Origin of the sequence: Streptomyces solicamelliae, assembly GCF_045348655.1 — a bacterium.
Taxonomy (GTDB): domain Bacteria; phylum Actinomycetota; class Actinomycetes; order Streptomycetales; family Streptomycetaceae; genus Streptomyces; species Streptomyces solicamelliae.
The window spans coordinates 4,012,096-4,027,500 of record NZ_CP160404.1; the positions used below are offsets into that span (position 1 = coordinate 4,012,096).

Genomic DNA, 15,405 nt, shown 5'->3' on the forward strand with positions numbered 1-15,405 from the left:
AGGATTAAAAGCCTTCAAGAGGTACGAACGCCCACAGCCCACTGCCTACGGTCGCCGGGTGACGAGCAGCAGGCTGGACCCCCCCGCCCACACCACCGGCGCACACCGGGCGCACCGCCGTGACGACCACGGCCCCCGCACGCCCGGCCGGCGCCCGCCCGCCCGTTACGAGGCGTACCTGGACGGCCTGTTCACGTACTGCCTGTCCGTGCTCCACGACCACGACACCGCCACCGCCGTCCTCGGCGACGTGCTCGCCGTGGCCGAGCGCCGGCACGCCCGCTGCCCCGACGACGAGGAGGGACGCAGGGCCTGGCTGTACGCACTGGCCCGCTGGGCCTGCCTGCGCAGCCTCGCCGAGCAGCGCGGCAAGCGGCAGGGCGCACACACCGGCCGCCCCGCCACCGTCCCGGCCCGCGAGCCCCGGGTCTCCGAGGAGGTCGCCGAGCGCCGCCGCGCCGAACTGGCCCGGCTGGCCTGGCCGGAGGCCGCCGGCACCACCCCCGCGCAGCGTGAGGCCCTGGAGCTGGCCGTCCGGCACGGCCTGAGCCGCGACCAGGTCGCCTCGGTCCTCGGCCTGGAGGCCCTGGCCGCCCGCGAGCTGCTGGCCTCCGCCGCCTGCGAGGTCGAGCGCACCCGGGCCGCCCTCGCCGTCGTCGAGACCGGCAGCTGTCCGACCGTCGCCCGGCTCACCGACGACCACCAGGTCCTGCTCTCCGCCGCCCTGCGCACCGAACTCGTCCGGCACGTCGACGACTGTCCGCGCTGCCGCAAGGTCGCCGAGCGCGCCGGCGCCGCCGCGCCCTGGCCGGGCGCCACCGTCGTCGGCCCGGCCCGGCTGCCGCTGGTCGAGGCACCGCGCGCGGCCGCGTACATGGCGATGCTGCACGTGCCGCGGGCCCGGGCCGGGGCCCCGCGGTTCGGCCCCGGCGGCTTCCCGCTGGACCCCAAGGACCACGCGGCCCGGCGCGACCGGATGCGGGCCCGCGCGATGACCACGACCGTCGTCGCCGCGGTGATCGCCGCGCCGGTGCTCGCGCTGTGGGCGGCGTACCGCGGCGCGCCGCTGACGGGGGAGGGCCACGGCGGCGACGCGGTCAGCGCGCGCGAGGACGAGGACCGGGACGGCCGCCCCGACGGCCCCGGCGTCGGCCGCTACGAGAACGCCGGCAACGCCAGCGCCCGCCCAGAGCCCCGGTTCACCCGCGGCAGCCGCTCCCCGGACGTCTCCGTCGAGATCGTCGACCCCGGCGCGCCCTCCGTGCCCGCCGTGCCCGGACAGGCCGGCCCCGGCCGGCTCGCCGTCGCCGCGCACTCCGCCGGGGACACGACGGTGCTCACGCTCACCAACTCCGGCGGTTCGCCGGTCGACTGGTCGCTGTGGACGGACGCGTCCTGGCTGTACGTGAGCCGGGCCTCCGGCACCCTGGGGCCGGGCGAGTCGGTGACCGTGTACATCAAGATCGACCGCACCCGCGAGCCGTCCGGCGCGTGGAGCGGCCGGGTGGGCGTCCAGCCGTCCGGCGCGGTGCTGCGGATCCACGGGTACGGGGCGACCGACCCCACGCCGACGGACCCCGGGCCCACGGACCCCGACCCCGGTCAGTCCACGCCCCCGCCGACCTCCCCCGGCCCCGACCCGGATCCGACGGACCCGACGCCCACCGACCCGGGCCCCACGGACCCCTCGCCGACCGATCCGGCGCCGACCGACCCGTCCCCGACGGACCCCGGCCCGACGGACCCGACGACCTCGCCGTCGAGCGGTCAGCCCTCCGACGACCCGCCGCCGTCCGACGGCGGCTCGGGCACCCCGAGCGACCCGGGGTCCCCGTCCGCGCAGTGACGCCCTACCGGGCCGGGTCCGCCGGATGCGGTGCCACCAGCGGCAGCTGCGACGCCAGCCGCGCCTCGCACAGCCCGGCCAGCACCTCGTACGCCTCCTTGCCCATCAGCTCCGTGAGCTCCGGGCGGTAGGTCACGTACACCGGCTCGCCCGCGCCGTGCGCCGAGGTCGCCGAGGTGCACCACCAGTGCAGATCGTGGCCGCCCGGGCCCCAGCCCCGGCGGTCGTACTCGCCGATCGACACCTGCAGCACGCGGGTGTCGTCGGGCCGGTCGATCCAGTCGTACGTGCGCCGCACCGGCAGCTGCCAGCAGACGTCCGGCTTGGTCTCGAGCGGCTCCCGGCCCTCCTTCAGCGCCAGGATGTGCAGCGAGCAGCCCGCGCCGCCGGCGAAGCCCGGCCGGTTCTGGAAGATGCACGAGCCGTCCCAGCGCCGGGTCTGCCGCTCGCCGTCCTCGTCGAGCTGCACCCAGCCGGTCTCCGTGCCGACGTCGTGGAACTGCCACAGCTCCGGGGTCAGCCGGTCCACGTACGAGGCGACCCGCTTCTCGTCGTCCTCGTCCGAGAAGTGCGCGCCCAGCGTGCAGCAGCCGTCGTCGGCGCGGCCCGCCTGGATGCCCTGGCAGCCGCTGCCGAAGATGCAGGTCCAGCGGGAGGTCAGCCAGGTCAGGTCGCAGCGGAAGACCTGCTCGTCGTCCGCCGGATCGGGGAACTCGACCCAGGCGCGCGCGAAGTCCAGACCCTTCTCGTCCGGCTCGGGCGCGGCGCCGTCCGCCGCCCCGCGGGCCTTCGGGGCCTTCACCACACGCAGCTCCTCGGCGCTCTTCTTCGAGGGCTTGCCCGCCTTGGCGGGGTCTTTGCCCTGCTTCGCCTTTTTCGTCTTTGGCACAACCCCAAGCGTATGCGCCCGGCGCAGTAGCGTTCCGCCCATGAGACTCGGAGTCCTCGACGTCGGTTCGAACACGGTGCACCTGCTGGTGGTGGACGCCCACCCCGGCGCCCGGCCGCTGCCCGCCCACTCCCACAAGGCGGAGCTGCGCCTGGCCGAGCTGCTCGACGGGCACGGGGCGATCGCCCCGGCCGGTGTGGAGCGGCTCATCGCCACGGTCGCCGATGCCGTGCAGGCCGCGGAGGACAAGGGCTGCGAGGAAGTGCTGCCGTTCGCCACGTCCGCGGTGCGCGAGGCGTCCAACGCGGACGCGGTGCTCGCCCGGGTCAAGGAGGCGACCGGGATCGACCTCCAGGTCCTCACCGGCGACGAGGAGGCCCGGCTCACCTTCCTGGCCGCCCGCCGCTGGTTCGGCTGGTCCGCCGGCAAGCTGCTGCTGCTCGACATCGGCGGCGGCTCGCTGGAGGTCGCGTACGGGATCGACGAGGAGCCCGACGCGGCGGTCTCGCTGCCGCTGGGCGCCGGCCGGCTGACGGCGGGCTGGCTGCCGGGCGACCCGCCGCAGACCGATGACGTCCGCGCGCTGCGTCGTCATGTACGCGCCCAGATCGCCCGTTCGGTCGGCGAGTTCACCCGCTTCGGCAGGCCCGACCACGTGGTGGCCACCTCCAAGACCTTCAAGCAGCTCGCCCGGATCGCCGGTGCGCCCGGCTCCGGCGAGGGCCTGTACGTGCAGCGCTTCCTCGGCCGTGCCGCCCTGGAGGAGTGGGTGCCCCGCCTCGCCGCGATGACCGCGGGCGAGCGCGCCGCCCTGCCCGGCGTCTCGGAGGGCCGCGCCCCGCAGCTCCTCGCCGGAGCGCTGGTCGCGGAGGGCGCGATGGACCTGTTCGGCATCGACACCCTGGAGATCTGCCCTTGGGCGCTGCGCGAGGGCGTCATCCTTCGCCGCCTGGACCACCTGCCGGCGGTCGGACCGCTGCCGGCCGAGGCGTAGGCCGCACGGAGGCGTAGGCGGGGAGCCGGGCAGACGTAGGGGCGTACGGGGGTGCGGCCTGCACGGCGCACGGGTGCTGCGGCGCGCGCGGGGGCGCACACGAGCGCGTACCGACGGCCCGGTGGCAGGAACCACATCCCGGCCGGCGGAACCGCCCCGTACCCTGTCCCTCGTGGCAGAACCAGTGGTGCGCGTCCCGGATGCGAAGGTCGCCCTGTCGACGGCCTCGGTCTATCCGGAGTCGACGGCGACGGCCTTCGAGGTCGCGGCGCGCCTCGGCTACGACGGTGTCGAGATCATGGTGTGGACCGATCCGGTCAGCCAGGACATCGAGGCGCTGCGCCGGCTCTCCGACTACCACCAGGTGCCGATCCCGGCCGTGCACGCCCCCTGCCTCCTGATCACCCAGCGCGTCTGGTCCACCGACCCGTGGGTCAAGCTCCAGCGCGCCCGGGCGGCGGCCGAGAAGCTCGGCGCGTCCACGGTCGTCGTCCACCCGCCGTTCCGCTGGCAGCGCCAGTACGCACGCGACTTCGTCACCGGCATCTGGCGGATGGCCGACGAGACGGACGTACGGTTCGCCGTCGAGAACATGTACCCGTGGCGGTACCGCGACCGCGAGATGCTCGCGTACGCCCCCGAGTGGGACGTCACCAAGGACGACTACCGCCACTACACGGTCGACCTCTCGCACACCGCGACCGCCCGCACCGACGCCCTGGCGATGGTCGACCGCATGGGCGACCGGCTCGGCCACGTCCACCTCGCCGACGGCCGCGGCTCCGCCAAGGACGAGCACCTGGTGCCGGGGCGCGGCACCCAGCCCTGCGCCGAGCTTCTGGAGCGCCTCGCGGTGAGCGGCTTCGACGGCCATGTCGTCATCGAGGTCAACACCCGGCGCGCGATGTCCGCGGCCGAACGTGAGGCCGACCTCGCGGAGGCCCTCGCCTTCACCCGGCTGCACCTCGCCTCCGCCCCGTCCCGGACCGGCCGGACGCCCGGGTCATGACGGAGCAGGCCCCGCGCCGGCGCGGCCGCCCGTCCCGTACCGCCGAGGACAGCGGACCCGGTGCGCGCGAGCGGATCCTGGAGGCGGCCCGGACGCAGTTCGCCGAGCGCGGGTACGACAAGACGTCGATGCGCGGGATCGCGAAGGCGGCGGGTGTCGACGCGGCGCTCGTGCACCACTACTTCGGCACCAAGGACGAGGTCTTCGCGGCGGCCGTCGAGGTGTCCTTCGAGCCGGCCCTCGCCATCCCGGTGATCCTCGGCGCCGGCACCGAGGGCATCGGCGAGCGCCTGGCCAGGTACTTCATCGGCGTCTGGGAGAACCCGGCGACCCGCGCCCCGCTGCTCGCGGTGATCCGCTCGGCGCTGACGTACGAGGCGGCGGCGAAGGTGCTGCGCGGCTTCGTGCTCCGCAAGCTGCTGGAGCGGGTGGCGTCGGAGCTGGACGTCCCCGACCCGACGTTCCGCGCGGAGCTGGCCGCCTCGCACATGATCGGCATCGCGATGCTGCGGTACGTGATCAAGGCGGAGCCGCTGGCGTCGGTGGACACGGAGGAGATCGTGAAAATGGTCGCCCCGACGCTGCAGCGCTACCTGACGGAGGAGTGAGGGCGTACGCCCGCTCCGCCGGGGGCCTGCCCGAAACCTGAACACGCCGTCCGCCATACGGACGCGCTGTCCAGATCTTGGAGCCGGAGCGTACGCTCGACATCAAGCACACCCATCACGAGGAGCGAGCGACGATGCCCGAGCTGAGGTCCCGCACAGTCACCCACGGCCGCAACATGGCGGGCGCCCGCGCCCTTATGCGCGCCTCCGGTGTACCGGGCGCGGACATCGGCCGGAAGCCGATCATCGCCGTCGCCAACTCCTTCACCGAGTTCGTGCCCGGCCACACCCACCTGGCGCCGGTCGGCCGGATCGTCTCCGACGCGATCACGGCGGCGGGCGGCATCCCGCGCGAGTTCAACACCATCGCCGTCGACGACGGCATCGCGATGGGCCACGGCGGCATGCTCTACTCGCTGCCGTCGCGCGACCTGATCGCGGACAGCGTCGAGTACATGGTCGAGGCGCACTGCGCCGACGCGCTGATCTGCATCTCCAACTGCGACAAGATCACCCCAGGCATGCTGAACGCCGCGCTGCGGCTCAACATCCCCACCGTCTTCGTCTCCGGCGGCCCGATGGAGTCCGGCAAGGCCACCCTCGTCGACGGCACGGTCCGCACGCTCGACCTGGTCGACGCGATCTCCGAGGCCGTCAACGACAAGGTCTCGGACGAGGACATCCTCCGCATCGAGGAGAACGCCTGTCCGACCTGCGGCTCCTGTTCCGGCATGTTCACCGCCAACTCGATGAACTGCCTGACCGAGGCGATCGGCCTGTCCCTGCCGGGCAACGGCTCCGTCCTCGCCACGCACACCGCCCGCAAGGCGCTGTACGAGAACGCCGGCCGCACGATCGTCGAGCTGACGAAGCGGTACTACGACGAGGACGACGCCTCCGTCCTGCCCCGCAACATCGCCACCCGCGCGGCCTTCGAGAACGCCATGGCCCTCGACATCGCCATGGGCGGCTCCACCAACACGATCCTGCACCTGCTCGCCGCCGCGCAGGAGGCCGAACTGGACTACGGCCTGGCGGACATGGACGAGATCTCCCGCCGCGTCCCCTGCCTGGCCAAGGTCGCCCCGAACGTCGCCCCCGGCGGCACGTACTACATGGAGGACGTGCACCGGGCCGGCGGCATCCCCGCGATCCTCGGCGAGCTGTACCGCGGCGGCCTGCTGAACGAGGACGTCCACACGGTCCACTCGCGCGACATCAAGGAGTGGCTCGGCACCTGGGACGTCCGCGGCGGCACGCCGTCCGCGGAGGCCGTCGAGCTGTGGCACGCGGCCCCCGGCTGCAAGCGCTCCGCCACCGCCTTCTCGCAGTCCGAGCGCTGGGACTCCCTGGACACGGACGCGGCCGGCGGCTGCATCCGCGACGTGGCCCACGCGTACTCCAAGGACGGCGGCCTCGCGGTCCTGAAGGGCAACCTGGCGGTGGACGGCTGCGTCGTGAAGACCGCGGGCGTCGACGAGTCGATCTGGACCTTCGAGGGCCCGGCGGTCGTCTGCGAGTCGCAGGACGAGGCCGTCGAGAAGATCCTCAACAAGCAGGTCAAGGACGGCGACGTGGTCGTCATCCGCTACGAGGGCCCCAAGGGCGGTCCCGGCATGCAGGAGATGCTCTACCCGACGTCCTTCCTCAAGGGCCGGGGCCTGGGGAAGACCTGCGCCCTGGTCACCGACGGCCGCTTCTCCGGCGGCACCTCGGGCCTGTCCATCGGCCACGCCTCCCCGGAGGCGGCGTCCGGCGGCACGATCGCCCTGGTCGAGGACGGCGACCGCATCCGCATCGACATCCCGACCCGCGCAATCGAACTCCTCGTCGACGAGGCCACCCTGACGGCCCGCCGCGAGGCCCTGGGCGGCGTCTACGCCCCGAAGAACCGCACCCGCAAGGTCTCGGCGGCCCTCCGCGCGTACGCGGCGATGGCCACGAGCGCGGACAAGGGCGCGGTCCGCGACGTCACGAAGCTGGGCTGACCCGCGACACGCGAGCGGGGCGGAAGCGGCACCGGCCGCTCCGCCCCGCTCCTGCGTTCACCACCGCGCGGGGTCGGCCCCGTCCACGGCGAAGACGGAGCCGTCGGGCGCGGTGGCGACGATGCGGGGGCCGAGGACGAGGGGAGCGGGGAGGGACGCGGCGTGTCCCAGTCGGCCGCCGTTCAGCTTCGGCCCGGTCTGCCCCAGCAGGACGCCCCGCGCCGTGTCGACGGCGATCAGCCGTCCGTCCGCGGCGGAGAAGTACAGCCGGCCTCCGTCGCCGAGGGCCGGCGCGGAGACCCGCCCGGCCGCGGTCTCCAACTGCCAGAGGGTCCGACCGCCCGCTGACGTGTCGACGGCCACGAGGGTGCCGGCGCGCGTCAGCAGATGGACGACGTCGCCCGCCACCACCGCCCTGGGCTCCTCCAGCCGGAACGGCAGCGGCACGCGCTCGGCCGTGCCGGTCACGGGGTCGTACCGCACGACCGCCTCGGTCCGCCCGTCGAGGCCGCGGTCCATCAGGAACAGCGCACCCTCCGCGGTACCGAACGGGACGAGGCGGCCGTTCAGCCTCTTCCGGTGCACGGTCTCGCCCGTACGGGCCTGCACACCGCTGACCTGTGTGTGCGTGCCGTCGGCCGACTCCTCGAAGACGTGGACGACACCGGACGGGGCGTCGTACGGACCGAACAGAGGGGCCCGGTGCCCCGGCAGCGCCTCCCGCCACAGCCGCTCGCCCGTCCGCGCGTCGAGCGCGGTCACCGGGCCGGAACGGGAGCCGAGGAGCAGGGTGTCGCCCGCGGCGTGGACGGCGCCGTCGGTCGGCACGACGGCGCTCCAGCCGGGGCGGCCGGTGGCGGGGTCGTACGTGACGAACCGGCCGCCGTCCTCGCCGACGGTCGCGCCCACCGTCCCGGTGGAGAGCACGGGTGCGGTCACCGCGATCCCCGTACGGTCCGGCCGCGACCAGACGACCGCGCCGGTCGAGGGGTCCAGCCGGGCGGCCCCGGTCCCGCGCGCCGCGCAGTACACGGCGCCGTCCGCGCCCGCGGAGCACGCGGGAGCAGAGTCGCCGGCCGCGCGCAGCGGGGTCCGCCAGGCGCCGATCGGCTTGGTCGCGGAGGCACGCTGAGGCCGGTCCGGGCGCCGGTCCCCGTCCGCCGACCGGGCGAGGACGACACCGCCCGCCGCCAGCGCGACGGCCACGGCCGCGGCCACGAGGCCGAGCGGGCGCCTGCGCCGGCGCAGGGCCCGGGTGCGCGAGCGGCTCGGCGCCCCGACGGTGTCGGCCGGATCGGGCCCGGCGGGCCGGAGGGCCCGCGTGTCGTCGTCGCGCCGGGCCGCGGCCGACGGCCTCCGCTGCGCCGGGATGAACGCCGCCGCCTCGTACGACGGCGGCTGCAGCGCCGCCATGATCTCGTCCGGCGTGGGCCGCTCGCCCGGCTCCTTGGCCAGACACCGCGCGACGAGCGGCGCGAGCTCCTCCGGCACGCCGGTCAGGTCGGCCTCGTCGTGGACGACCTGGTACGCCACGATGTACGGACTGTCCGAGTCGAACGGCCCGGTCCCCGTCGCCGCGTGCACCAGCACCGAACCGAGCGCGAACACGTCCGCCGCCGGCCCGACCTCCCGGGGCCGCTGGAACTGCTCGGGCGCCATGAACGGCGGCGAGCCGATCAGCTTGCCCGTCTCGGTGCGCACATCGCTGTCCGACGGCCGGGAGATGCCGAAGTCGATGACCTTCGGCCCGCTGTCCGTCAGCAGCACGTTGCCCGGCTTGAGGTCCCGGTGCACGACGCCCGCCCGGTGGATGTCGCGCAGCGCCTCGGCCAGCCCGGCGGTCAGCCGGCGCAGCTCCGCGGGGCTCAACGGCCCGTTCCGCTTGACCTGCTCGGCGAGCGTGGGCCCGGGTACGTACAGCGTGGCCATCCAGGGCCGCTCCGCGTCCGGGTCGGCGTCGACGACGGGCGCGGTGAACGCCCCGCTCACCCGCCGCGCCGCGGCGACCTCCTGCCGGAACCGGGCCCGGAACTCCGGATCGGACGCGTGGCCCGCGTGGACGATCTTGACGGCGAGCCGCAGCCCGGAGGCGGAACGGGCCAGATGGACGACGCCCATGCCGCCGGACCCGAGACAGGCCCCGAGCCGGTACTCGCCCGCGTACTCCGGATCTTCCGCTTCCCGTCCGACGCCGGTACTGCGCAACGGTGGCATTGCCCCACCCCGTGTGATTCCCCGTCAATTCGTGCACGCGCACGACGCACGGAGCCTATGCCATGAGGCATCGATTCCGGACATGGCTTGGTAGCCTGCGCGCGTCATCCGAACGGGGGGATCCACCATGTCCATTGACGAGTCCGCAGAGTCGGTGGCCGCGACGGCGTCGGCCACGCGCTACCCGGTCGCACCGGGCTACCGCGTCAACGTCCGCAGCGGCCCGGGAACCAAGTACCGCATCGTCCGCACCCTGCCGCTCGGCGCGTCGGTACCCATCTACTGCCAGACACCGGGCGAGTGGATCTCCGGCCCGTACGGCACCACGAACATCTGGGACAACATCGCCGACGGCGAGTTCGTCTCGGACGCCTACGTGAAGACCGGCAGCGACGGCTACGTCGCCCCGCGCTGCTCCTGATCCCGCTCCCGTCGCCGCTCGCGGGATAATCGGTCCCGTGAGCGACGACGACCGCACCGGCCCCGAGCAGCCCGGCACCGACCGGCCCGCCCCCGCGGAGCAGCCCGCCGCCGGGCCCCGCCCCGAGGAGATCCGGTTCTTCGGTACGACCTGGGTGGAGCACGACGGGCACTACGGGCTGCGCCGCGCCGCCGTGGGGGTGGGGGCGCTGCTCGCCGCCGTCGCCGGGTGTCTCGTGCTGCGGTTCGCGTATCAGGGGCTGGAGGTCGCCGAGGTCGGCGGGTTCGTCAACGTGCTCGTCGTCGTCATGTTCGCGATCTGCAGCGCCATCGCCTTCCGCAGGACCTGGGAGGGATTCTCCCGCCGCCCGGCCGACCCGGCCCGCGAGGAGTCCCTGCGCAGCGTCAAGGCCATCGGCTTCATCGGCGTCCTGCTCGCCTACTTCTTCCGCACCTTCACCGAGGCCCCCGGCGAGAAACTCCTCCGTACGGAGTACGAGACGGCCCGCACCCAGTACGAGAAGCGCCGCGCCTCCCGCACCGGCAACCCGGCCGCCAAGCGGAAGCCGAAGCCCAGGCCCAAGCGCACGTAGCGCGCGCACCCCGCCACCACACCGCCACCACCCTCAGCGGACGGCCCTCACCGGGCCGTCCGCTTTCGCGTTTCCCGGCGGCCGTTCTCCGGGCGTCCGGATGCTTGACGCCCCGAACCCCCGCGCGCAATATTCATCGCATGATGAATAAATCCGCCGACCTCGCCCCCGACCCCGCCCCCGGCGCGATCGTCGCGCGCGATCTCACCGTCGTCCGCGGCGACCGCCCCGTCCTCCGCGGCATCGACTTCACCGTCCCGCCCGGCCGCATCACCGGCCTCCTCGGCCCCTCCGGCTGCGGCAAGACCACCCTCATGCGCGCCGTCGTCGGCACCCAGGCCAAGGTCACCGGCACCCTCCACGTCCTCGGCCGCCCCGCCGGCGACGCCGAGCTGCGCTCCCGCATCGGCTACGTCACCCAGGACCCGTCCGTCTACGACGACCTCACCGTCCACCAGAACCTCGACTACTTCGCCGCCGTCCTCTTCCCGGGCCGCGCCCGCCGCGACGAGCGCCGCACCGCCGTCGAACGCGCCATCGCCGACGTCGACCTCGCCTCCCACGCCCACGCCCTCGCCGGCCGCCTCTCCGGCGGCCAGCGCAGCCGCGTCTCCCTCGCCGTCGCCCTCCTCGGCGCCCCCGAACTCCTCGTCCTCGACGAACCCACCGTCGGCCTCGACCCCGTCCTCCGCCGCGACCTGTGGAACCTCTTCCACCGCATCGCCGCCGACCGCGGCACCACCCTCCTCGTCTCCTCCCACGTCATGGACGAGGCCGAGCGCTGCCACCGCCTGCTCCTCATGCGCGAGGGCGAGATCCTCGCCGAGGACACCCCCGAGGCCCTCCGCCACCGCAACGACACCCCCACCGTCGAGGCCGCCTTCCTCCGCCTCGTCGACGCCGCCAACGCCCGAGCGGCCCACGCGAACCGAGCCGACCACCCCGTCCAGCAGGAGCAGCCGTGAACGCCCTCCCGTCGCCCACCACCACCCTTTCGAGGCCGCGCTTCGCGCCTTCTCTCTCTCGCACCCTCGCCACCGCCGCCCGCGTCCTGCGCCAGCTCCGCCACGACCCGCGCTCGATCGCCCTGATGCTCCTCGTCCCGTGCCTGATGCTCGTCCTGCTCCGCTACGTCTTCGACGGCAGCCCGCAGACCTTCGACAACATCGGCGCCTCGCTGCTCGGCATCTTCCCGCTGATCACCATGTTCCTGGTGACCTCCATCGCCACCCTCCGCGAGCGCACCTCCGGCACCCTCGAACGCCTCCTGGCCATGCCCCTCGCCAAGGGCGACCTCATCGCCGGCTACGCGCTCGCCTTCGGCGTGGTCGCCGTGATCCAGTCCGTCCTCGCCACCGGCCTCGCCGTCTGGGCACTCGGCCTCGACGTCGTCGGCTCGCCCTGGCTGCTGCTGCTCGTCGCCCTGCTCGACGCGCTCCTCGGCACCGCCCTCGGCCTGTTCGTCTCCGCGTTCGCCGCGTCCGAGTTCCAGGCCGTCCAGTTCATGCCGGCCGTGATCTTCCCGCAGCTCCTGCTCTGCGGCCTGTTCACCCCGCGCGACCAGATGCACCCCGTACTCGAAGGCATCTCGAACGTCCTGCCCATGTCGTACGCCGTCGACGGCATGAACGAGGTCCTGCGCCACACCGACGTCACCGCCGACTTCGTCCGCGACGCCCTCGTCGTCGCCGGCTGCGCCGTCCTCGTCCTCGGCCTCGGCGCCGCCACCCTCCGCCGCCGTACCGCGTGACCGTCCTTCGGACAGATCGGCACCCGCGGAGGGGCCGGTGCGAGGATGGCAGGCACGTACCCCCTCCGGCGAGGTGAACAGAGCCATGACCCAGACCGTCGCAGTCCTCGGCACCGGCAAGATCGGTGAAGCGCTCCTCAGCGGCATGATCCGCGCCGGCTGGCGCCCCGCCAACCTGCTCGTCACCGCCCGCCGCGCCGAGCGCGCCGCCGAGCTGCACGACCGCTACGGCGTCGAGGCGGTCTCCAACGCCGACGCCGCCAAGCGCGCCGACACCCTCATCCTCGCCGTCAAGCCGCAGGACATGGGCCGCCTCCTCGACGAGCTCGCCCCGCACGTCGCCGCCGACCGGCTCGTCGTCAGCGCCGCCGCCGGCATCCCGACGGCCTTCATCGAGGAGCGCCTGACGGCCGGCACGCCGGTGGTCCGCGTCATGCCGAACACCCCCGTCCTCGTCGACGAGGGCATGTCCGTGATCTCGGGCGGCAGCCACGCCACCTCCGAGCACCTCGCCCACACCGAGGAGATCTTCGGCGGTGTCGGCAAGACCCTGCGCGTCCCGGAGTCCCAGCAGGACGCCGCCACCGCCCTCTCCGGCTCCGGACCGGCGTACTTCTACTTCCTCGTCGAGGCCATGACCGACGCCGGCATCCTCCTCGGCCTGCCCCGCGCCCAGGCCCACGACCTCATCGTGCAGGCCGCGATCGGCGCCGCGGTCATGCTCCGTGACAGCGGCGAGCACCCGGTCAAGCTCCGCGAGGCCGTGACCTCCCCGGCCGGTACGACCATCAGCGCCATCCGCGAGCTGGAGAACCACGGCGTACGCGCCGCCCTCATCGCCGCACTGGAAGCCGCCCGCGACCGCAGCCGCGAACTCGCCTCCGGCAACGGCTGACCGGACGGGGCGCCGGGGCGGGACGGACCACCGGGGAGGGACGGAGCACCGGAACCGGACGCCGTGGGTGGGACGGAGCATCGGAACCGGCCGCCGGGGCGGGTCACCCCACCCCGGCCTCCGCCCGCCGCCCCCTCAGGCCGCCGGCATCAACCCGATGGCCCGATAGGCCCGGTCCACCACCGGCCGCGCCATGCCCCGTGCCCGCTCGGCCCCCTCGCGCAGCACCCGGTCCACGTACCCGGGATCGGCGGCCAGCTCCGCATGCCGCTCCCGTACCGGCCGCAGCAGCTCGACGACGGCCTCCGCGGTGTCCCGCTTGAGGGCCCCGTACGAGTCGTACTCACCGGCCAGCTTCTCGGGCTCCCGGCCGGTGGCGGCCGCGAGCACATCGAGCAGATTCGCGATCCCGGGCCGCGCCTCCCGGTCGTACACGACATCCGTCCCGCTGTCGGTCACCGCCCGCATGACCTTCTTCCGCGTCACGCCCGGCTCGTCGAGCAGATAGACGATCCCGGAACCGTTCTCGTGCGACTTCCCCATCTTCGACGTCGGGTCCTGCAGATCCATCACCCGCGCCGCCACGGCGGGGTGCGTCGCGCGCGGCACGGTGAAGGTGTGCCCGTACCGCTGGTTGAACCGCACTGCGAGATCCCTCGCCAGCTCCACGTGCTGCCGCTGGTCCTCGCCCACCGGCACCTCGTCCGTCGCGTACGCCAGGATGTCCGCCGCCATCAGTACGGGATAGGTGAGCAGCGACAGCCGCACGCCCTCCCCGGCCTCCCGCGCCCGGACGCTCTTCTCCTTGTACTGGATCATCCGCCGCAGCTCGCCGTCCGTGGCGGTGCACTCGAGGAGGTACGAGAGCCGCGCGTGCTCGTCGACATGGCTCTGCACGTAGACCGTGCACAGGGCAGGGTCCAGGCCCGCCGCGAGGAGCAGCGTCGCCGCCTGGCGACTGAGCCGCCGTACCCGCGCGGGATCGTGCTCGACGGTCAGCGCGTGCAGATCCACGACGCTGAACAGCGCGTCGGACCGGTGCTGGTCGACCTCGACCCACTGCCGTACGGCCCCGAGGTAGTTCCCCAGCGTCAGGTGCCCGGTCGGCTTGACCCCACTGAACGTCCGCGTCCGCTTCAGGTCCATCGCTTCCGTGGTTCCTCTCTCCGTTGCGCCGGCCCGACGGCCGGCCCCGGAGGGGCACACACGAACGGCCGCCGAGGCGGCGGCCGTCTGGTTGCATACGCAGGAAGGGCCGCCGTCAGGCGGCCCACCACTGGGTGGTGTGCGCATGCGTAGTCATACGCAGAGGGTACGCCCCAGGCCCGGGGTTGACACGGGATTACCCCATGCGTAGTGTTCTCCGAGTTGTCCGACGTGAGCACCGACTCCGGTCGGCCCCGGACAGCCATTCCGCAAGAACCACTACAAGCAGGCGCTGCCTTGTCGCATCGCCGTGCTTTCCGTGCGTTTTTGCGAAATGAGGAATCCGCGTTCGAAGGTTTGAGCGTGCGCCGCCCGATTAGCGTCGGGGGCAAGGAATCCGCTAAAGTCTCACTCGTCGGAACGGCCCAACGGGTCGGAAAGACAAACCCGCTGACTGGGAATCAGACGCCGAAAGGATCTGATAGAGTCGGAACCGCCGGAAGGGCCCCAAGCGAAAGCGAAGGGACCGGAAAGCAGCCGAAAGGCACCGAGGAAATCGGATCGGAAAGATCTGATAGAGTCGGAAACGCAAGACCGAAGGGAAAAGCCCGGAGGAAAGCCCGAGAGGGTGAGTACAAAGGAAGCGTCCGTTCCTTGAGAACTCAACAGCGTGCCAAAAATCAACGCCAGATTAGTTGATACCCCGTCCATCTTCGGATGGTCGAGGTTCCTTTGAAAAGTCCATCCCGCTTGCGGGGTGGCAATACACAGCGAGGACGCTGTGAACGATCGGTCATATTCCGACCGACTCGTTCCGCTCAACGCGAGTGTCACCCGATTACGGGTAAACATTCACGGAGAGTTTGATCCTGGCTCAGGACGAACGCTGGCGGCGTGCTTAACACATGCAAGTCGAACGATGAAGCCCTTCGGGGTGGATTAGTGGCGAACGGGTGAGTAACACGTGGGCAATCTGCCCTTCACTCTGGGACAAGCCCTGGAAACGGGGTCTAATACCGGATACGACTGCGGGAGGCATCTCCTGCGGTGGAA

At 73.0% G+C, this 15,405-nt stretch carries 13 protein-coding genes and 1 rRNA gene (1 of these 14 only partly in view); 11 read left to right on the forward strand and 3 right to left on the reverse strand.

Going from position 1 to position 15,405, the window contains the following annotated elements:
- Positions 1-58 precede the first annotated feature (58 nt).
- Entirely contained in the window at positions 59-1,846 is a 1,788-nt protein-coding gene (locus ABZO31_RS18685; protein WP_406862373.1) for a BACON domain-containing protein, read from the forward strand.
- A gap of 4 nt (positions 1,847-1,850) precedes the next feature.
- Here ABZO31_RS18685 and ABZO31_RS18690 read toward each other — a convergent pair whose 3' ends face one another.
- Positions 1,851-2,735, reverse strand: coding sequence for a hypothetical protein (locus ABZO31_RS18690; protein ID WP_406862374.1), 885 nt, complete (start codon positions 2,733-2,735; stop codon positions 1,851-1,853).
- Positions 2,736-2,775: 40 nt separating this feature from the next.
- Here ABZO31_RS18690 and ABZO31_RS18695 point away from each other — a divergent pair, with 40 nt between their 5' ends.
- The 4 genes from ABZO31_RS18695 to ilvD all read left to right on the forward strand — a co-directional run bounded on the left by ABZO31_RS18695 (position 2,776) and on the right by ilvD (position 7,334).
- Positions 2,776-3,729, forward strand: a complete 954-nt coding sequence (locus tag ABZO31_RS18695) for a Ppx/GppA family phosphatase (RefSeq protein ID WP_406862375.1) — start codon at positions 2,776-2,778, stop codon at positions 3,727-3,729.
- A gap of 172 nt (positions 3,730-3,901) precedes the next feature.
- Positions 3,902-4,738, forward strand: a complete 837-nt coding sequence (locus tag ABZO31_RS18700) for a sugar phosphate isomerase/epimerase family protein (RefSeq protein WP_406862376.1) — start codon at positions 3,902-3,904, stop codon at positions 4,736-4,738.
- Positions 4,735-5,346, forward strand: coding sequence for a TetR family transcriptional regulator (locus tag ABZO31_RS18705; RefSeq protein WP_406862377.1), 612 nt, complete (start codon positions 4,735-4,737; stop codon positions 5,344-5,346). Before ABZO31_RS18700 ends, ABZO31_RS18705 begins: the two co-directional genes overlap by 4 nt.
- Positions 5,347-5,480: 134 nt before the next feature.
- A complete protein-coding gene (gene ilvD, locus ABZO31_RS18710) occupies positions 5,481-7,334 on the forward strand; it encodes a dihydroxy-acid dehydratase (protein ID WP_406862378.1) in 1,854 nt (617 codons plus the stop codon).
- Between the two features lie 57 nt (positions 7,335-7,391).
- On the opposite strand, the gene ABZO31_RS18715 is transcribed toward ilvD, so the two are convergent.
- The gene (locus ABZO31_RS18715; RefSeq protein WP_406862379.1) at positions 7,392-9,548 is read right to left on the reverse strand and encodes a protein kinase domain-containing protein; all 2,157 of its coding nucleotides are present in this window, start codon (positions 9,546-9,548) and stop codon (positions 7,392-7,394) included.
- Positions 9,549-9,675: 127 nt separating this feature from the next.
- Between ABZO31_RS18715 and ABZO31_RS18720 the strand changes: the two genes are divergently transcribed.
- The 5 genes from ABZO31_RS18720 (at position 9,676) to proC (ending at position 13,206) form a co-directional block, all read left to right on the forward strand.
- The gene (locus ABZO31_RS18720; protein ID WP_406862380.1) at positions 9,676-9,969 is read left to right on the forward strand and encodes an SH3 domain-containing protein; all 294 of its coding nucleotides are present in this window, start codon (positions 9,676-9,678) and stop codon (positions 9,967-9,969) included.
- 130 nt (positions 9,970-10,099) lie between these two features.
- Complete coding sequence (locus tag ABZO31_RS18725; protein ID WP_406865399.1) at positions 10,100-10,561, forward strand: hypothetical protein; 462 nt, start codon at positions 10,100-10,102, stop codon at positions 10,559-10,561.
- Between the two features lie 140 nt (positions 10,562-10,701).
- Positions 10,702-11,526 (forward strand): ABC transporter ATP-binding protein, encoded by an 825-nt coding sequence (locus ABZO31_RS18730; protein ID WP_406862381.1) that lies wholly within the window; start codon positions 10,702-10,704, stop codon positions 11,524-11,526.
- Positions 11,523-12,311 carry an ABC transporter permease gene (locus tag ABZO31_RS18735; RefSeq protein WP_406862382.1) on the forward strand — a complete coding sequence of 263 codons (789 nt, stop codon included), beginning with the start codon at positions 11,523-11,525 and terminating at the stop codon, positions 12,309-12,311. The genes ABZO31_RS18730 and ABZO31_RS18735 overlap by 4 nt, the downstream gene beginning before the upstream one ends.
- A gap of 85 nt (positions 12,312-12,396) precedes the next feature.
- A complete protein-coding gene (gene proC, locus ABZO31_RS18740; protein ID WP_406862383.1) occupies positions 12,397-13,206 on the forward strand; it encodes a pyrroline-5-carboxylate reductase in 810 nt (269 codons plus the stop codon).
- Positions 13,207-13,341: 135 nt separating this feature from the next.
- Here proC and trpS read toward each other — a convergent pair whose 3' ends face one another.
- Entirely contained in the window at positions 13,342-14,352 is a 1,011-nt protein-coding gene (gene trpS / locus ABZO31_RS18745; protein WP_406862384.1) for a tryptophan--tRNA ligase, read from the reverse strand.
- Between the two features lie 851 nt (positions 14,353-15,203).
- Here trpS and ABZO31_RS18750 point away from each other — a divergent pair.
- Positions 15,204-15,405, forward strand: a 16S ribosomal RNA gene (locus ABZO31_RS18750) (it continues 1,322 nt past the right edge of the window).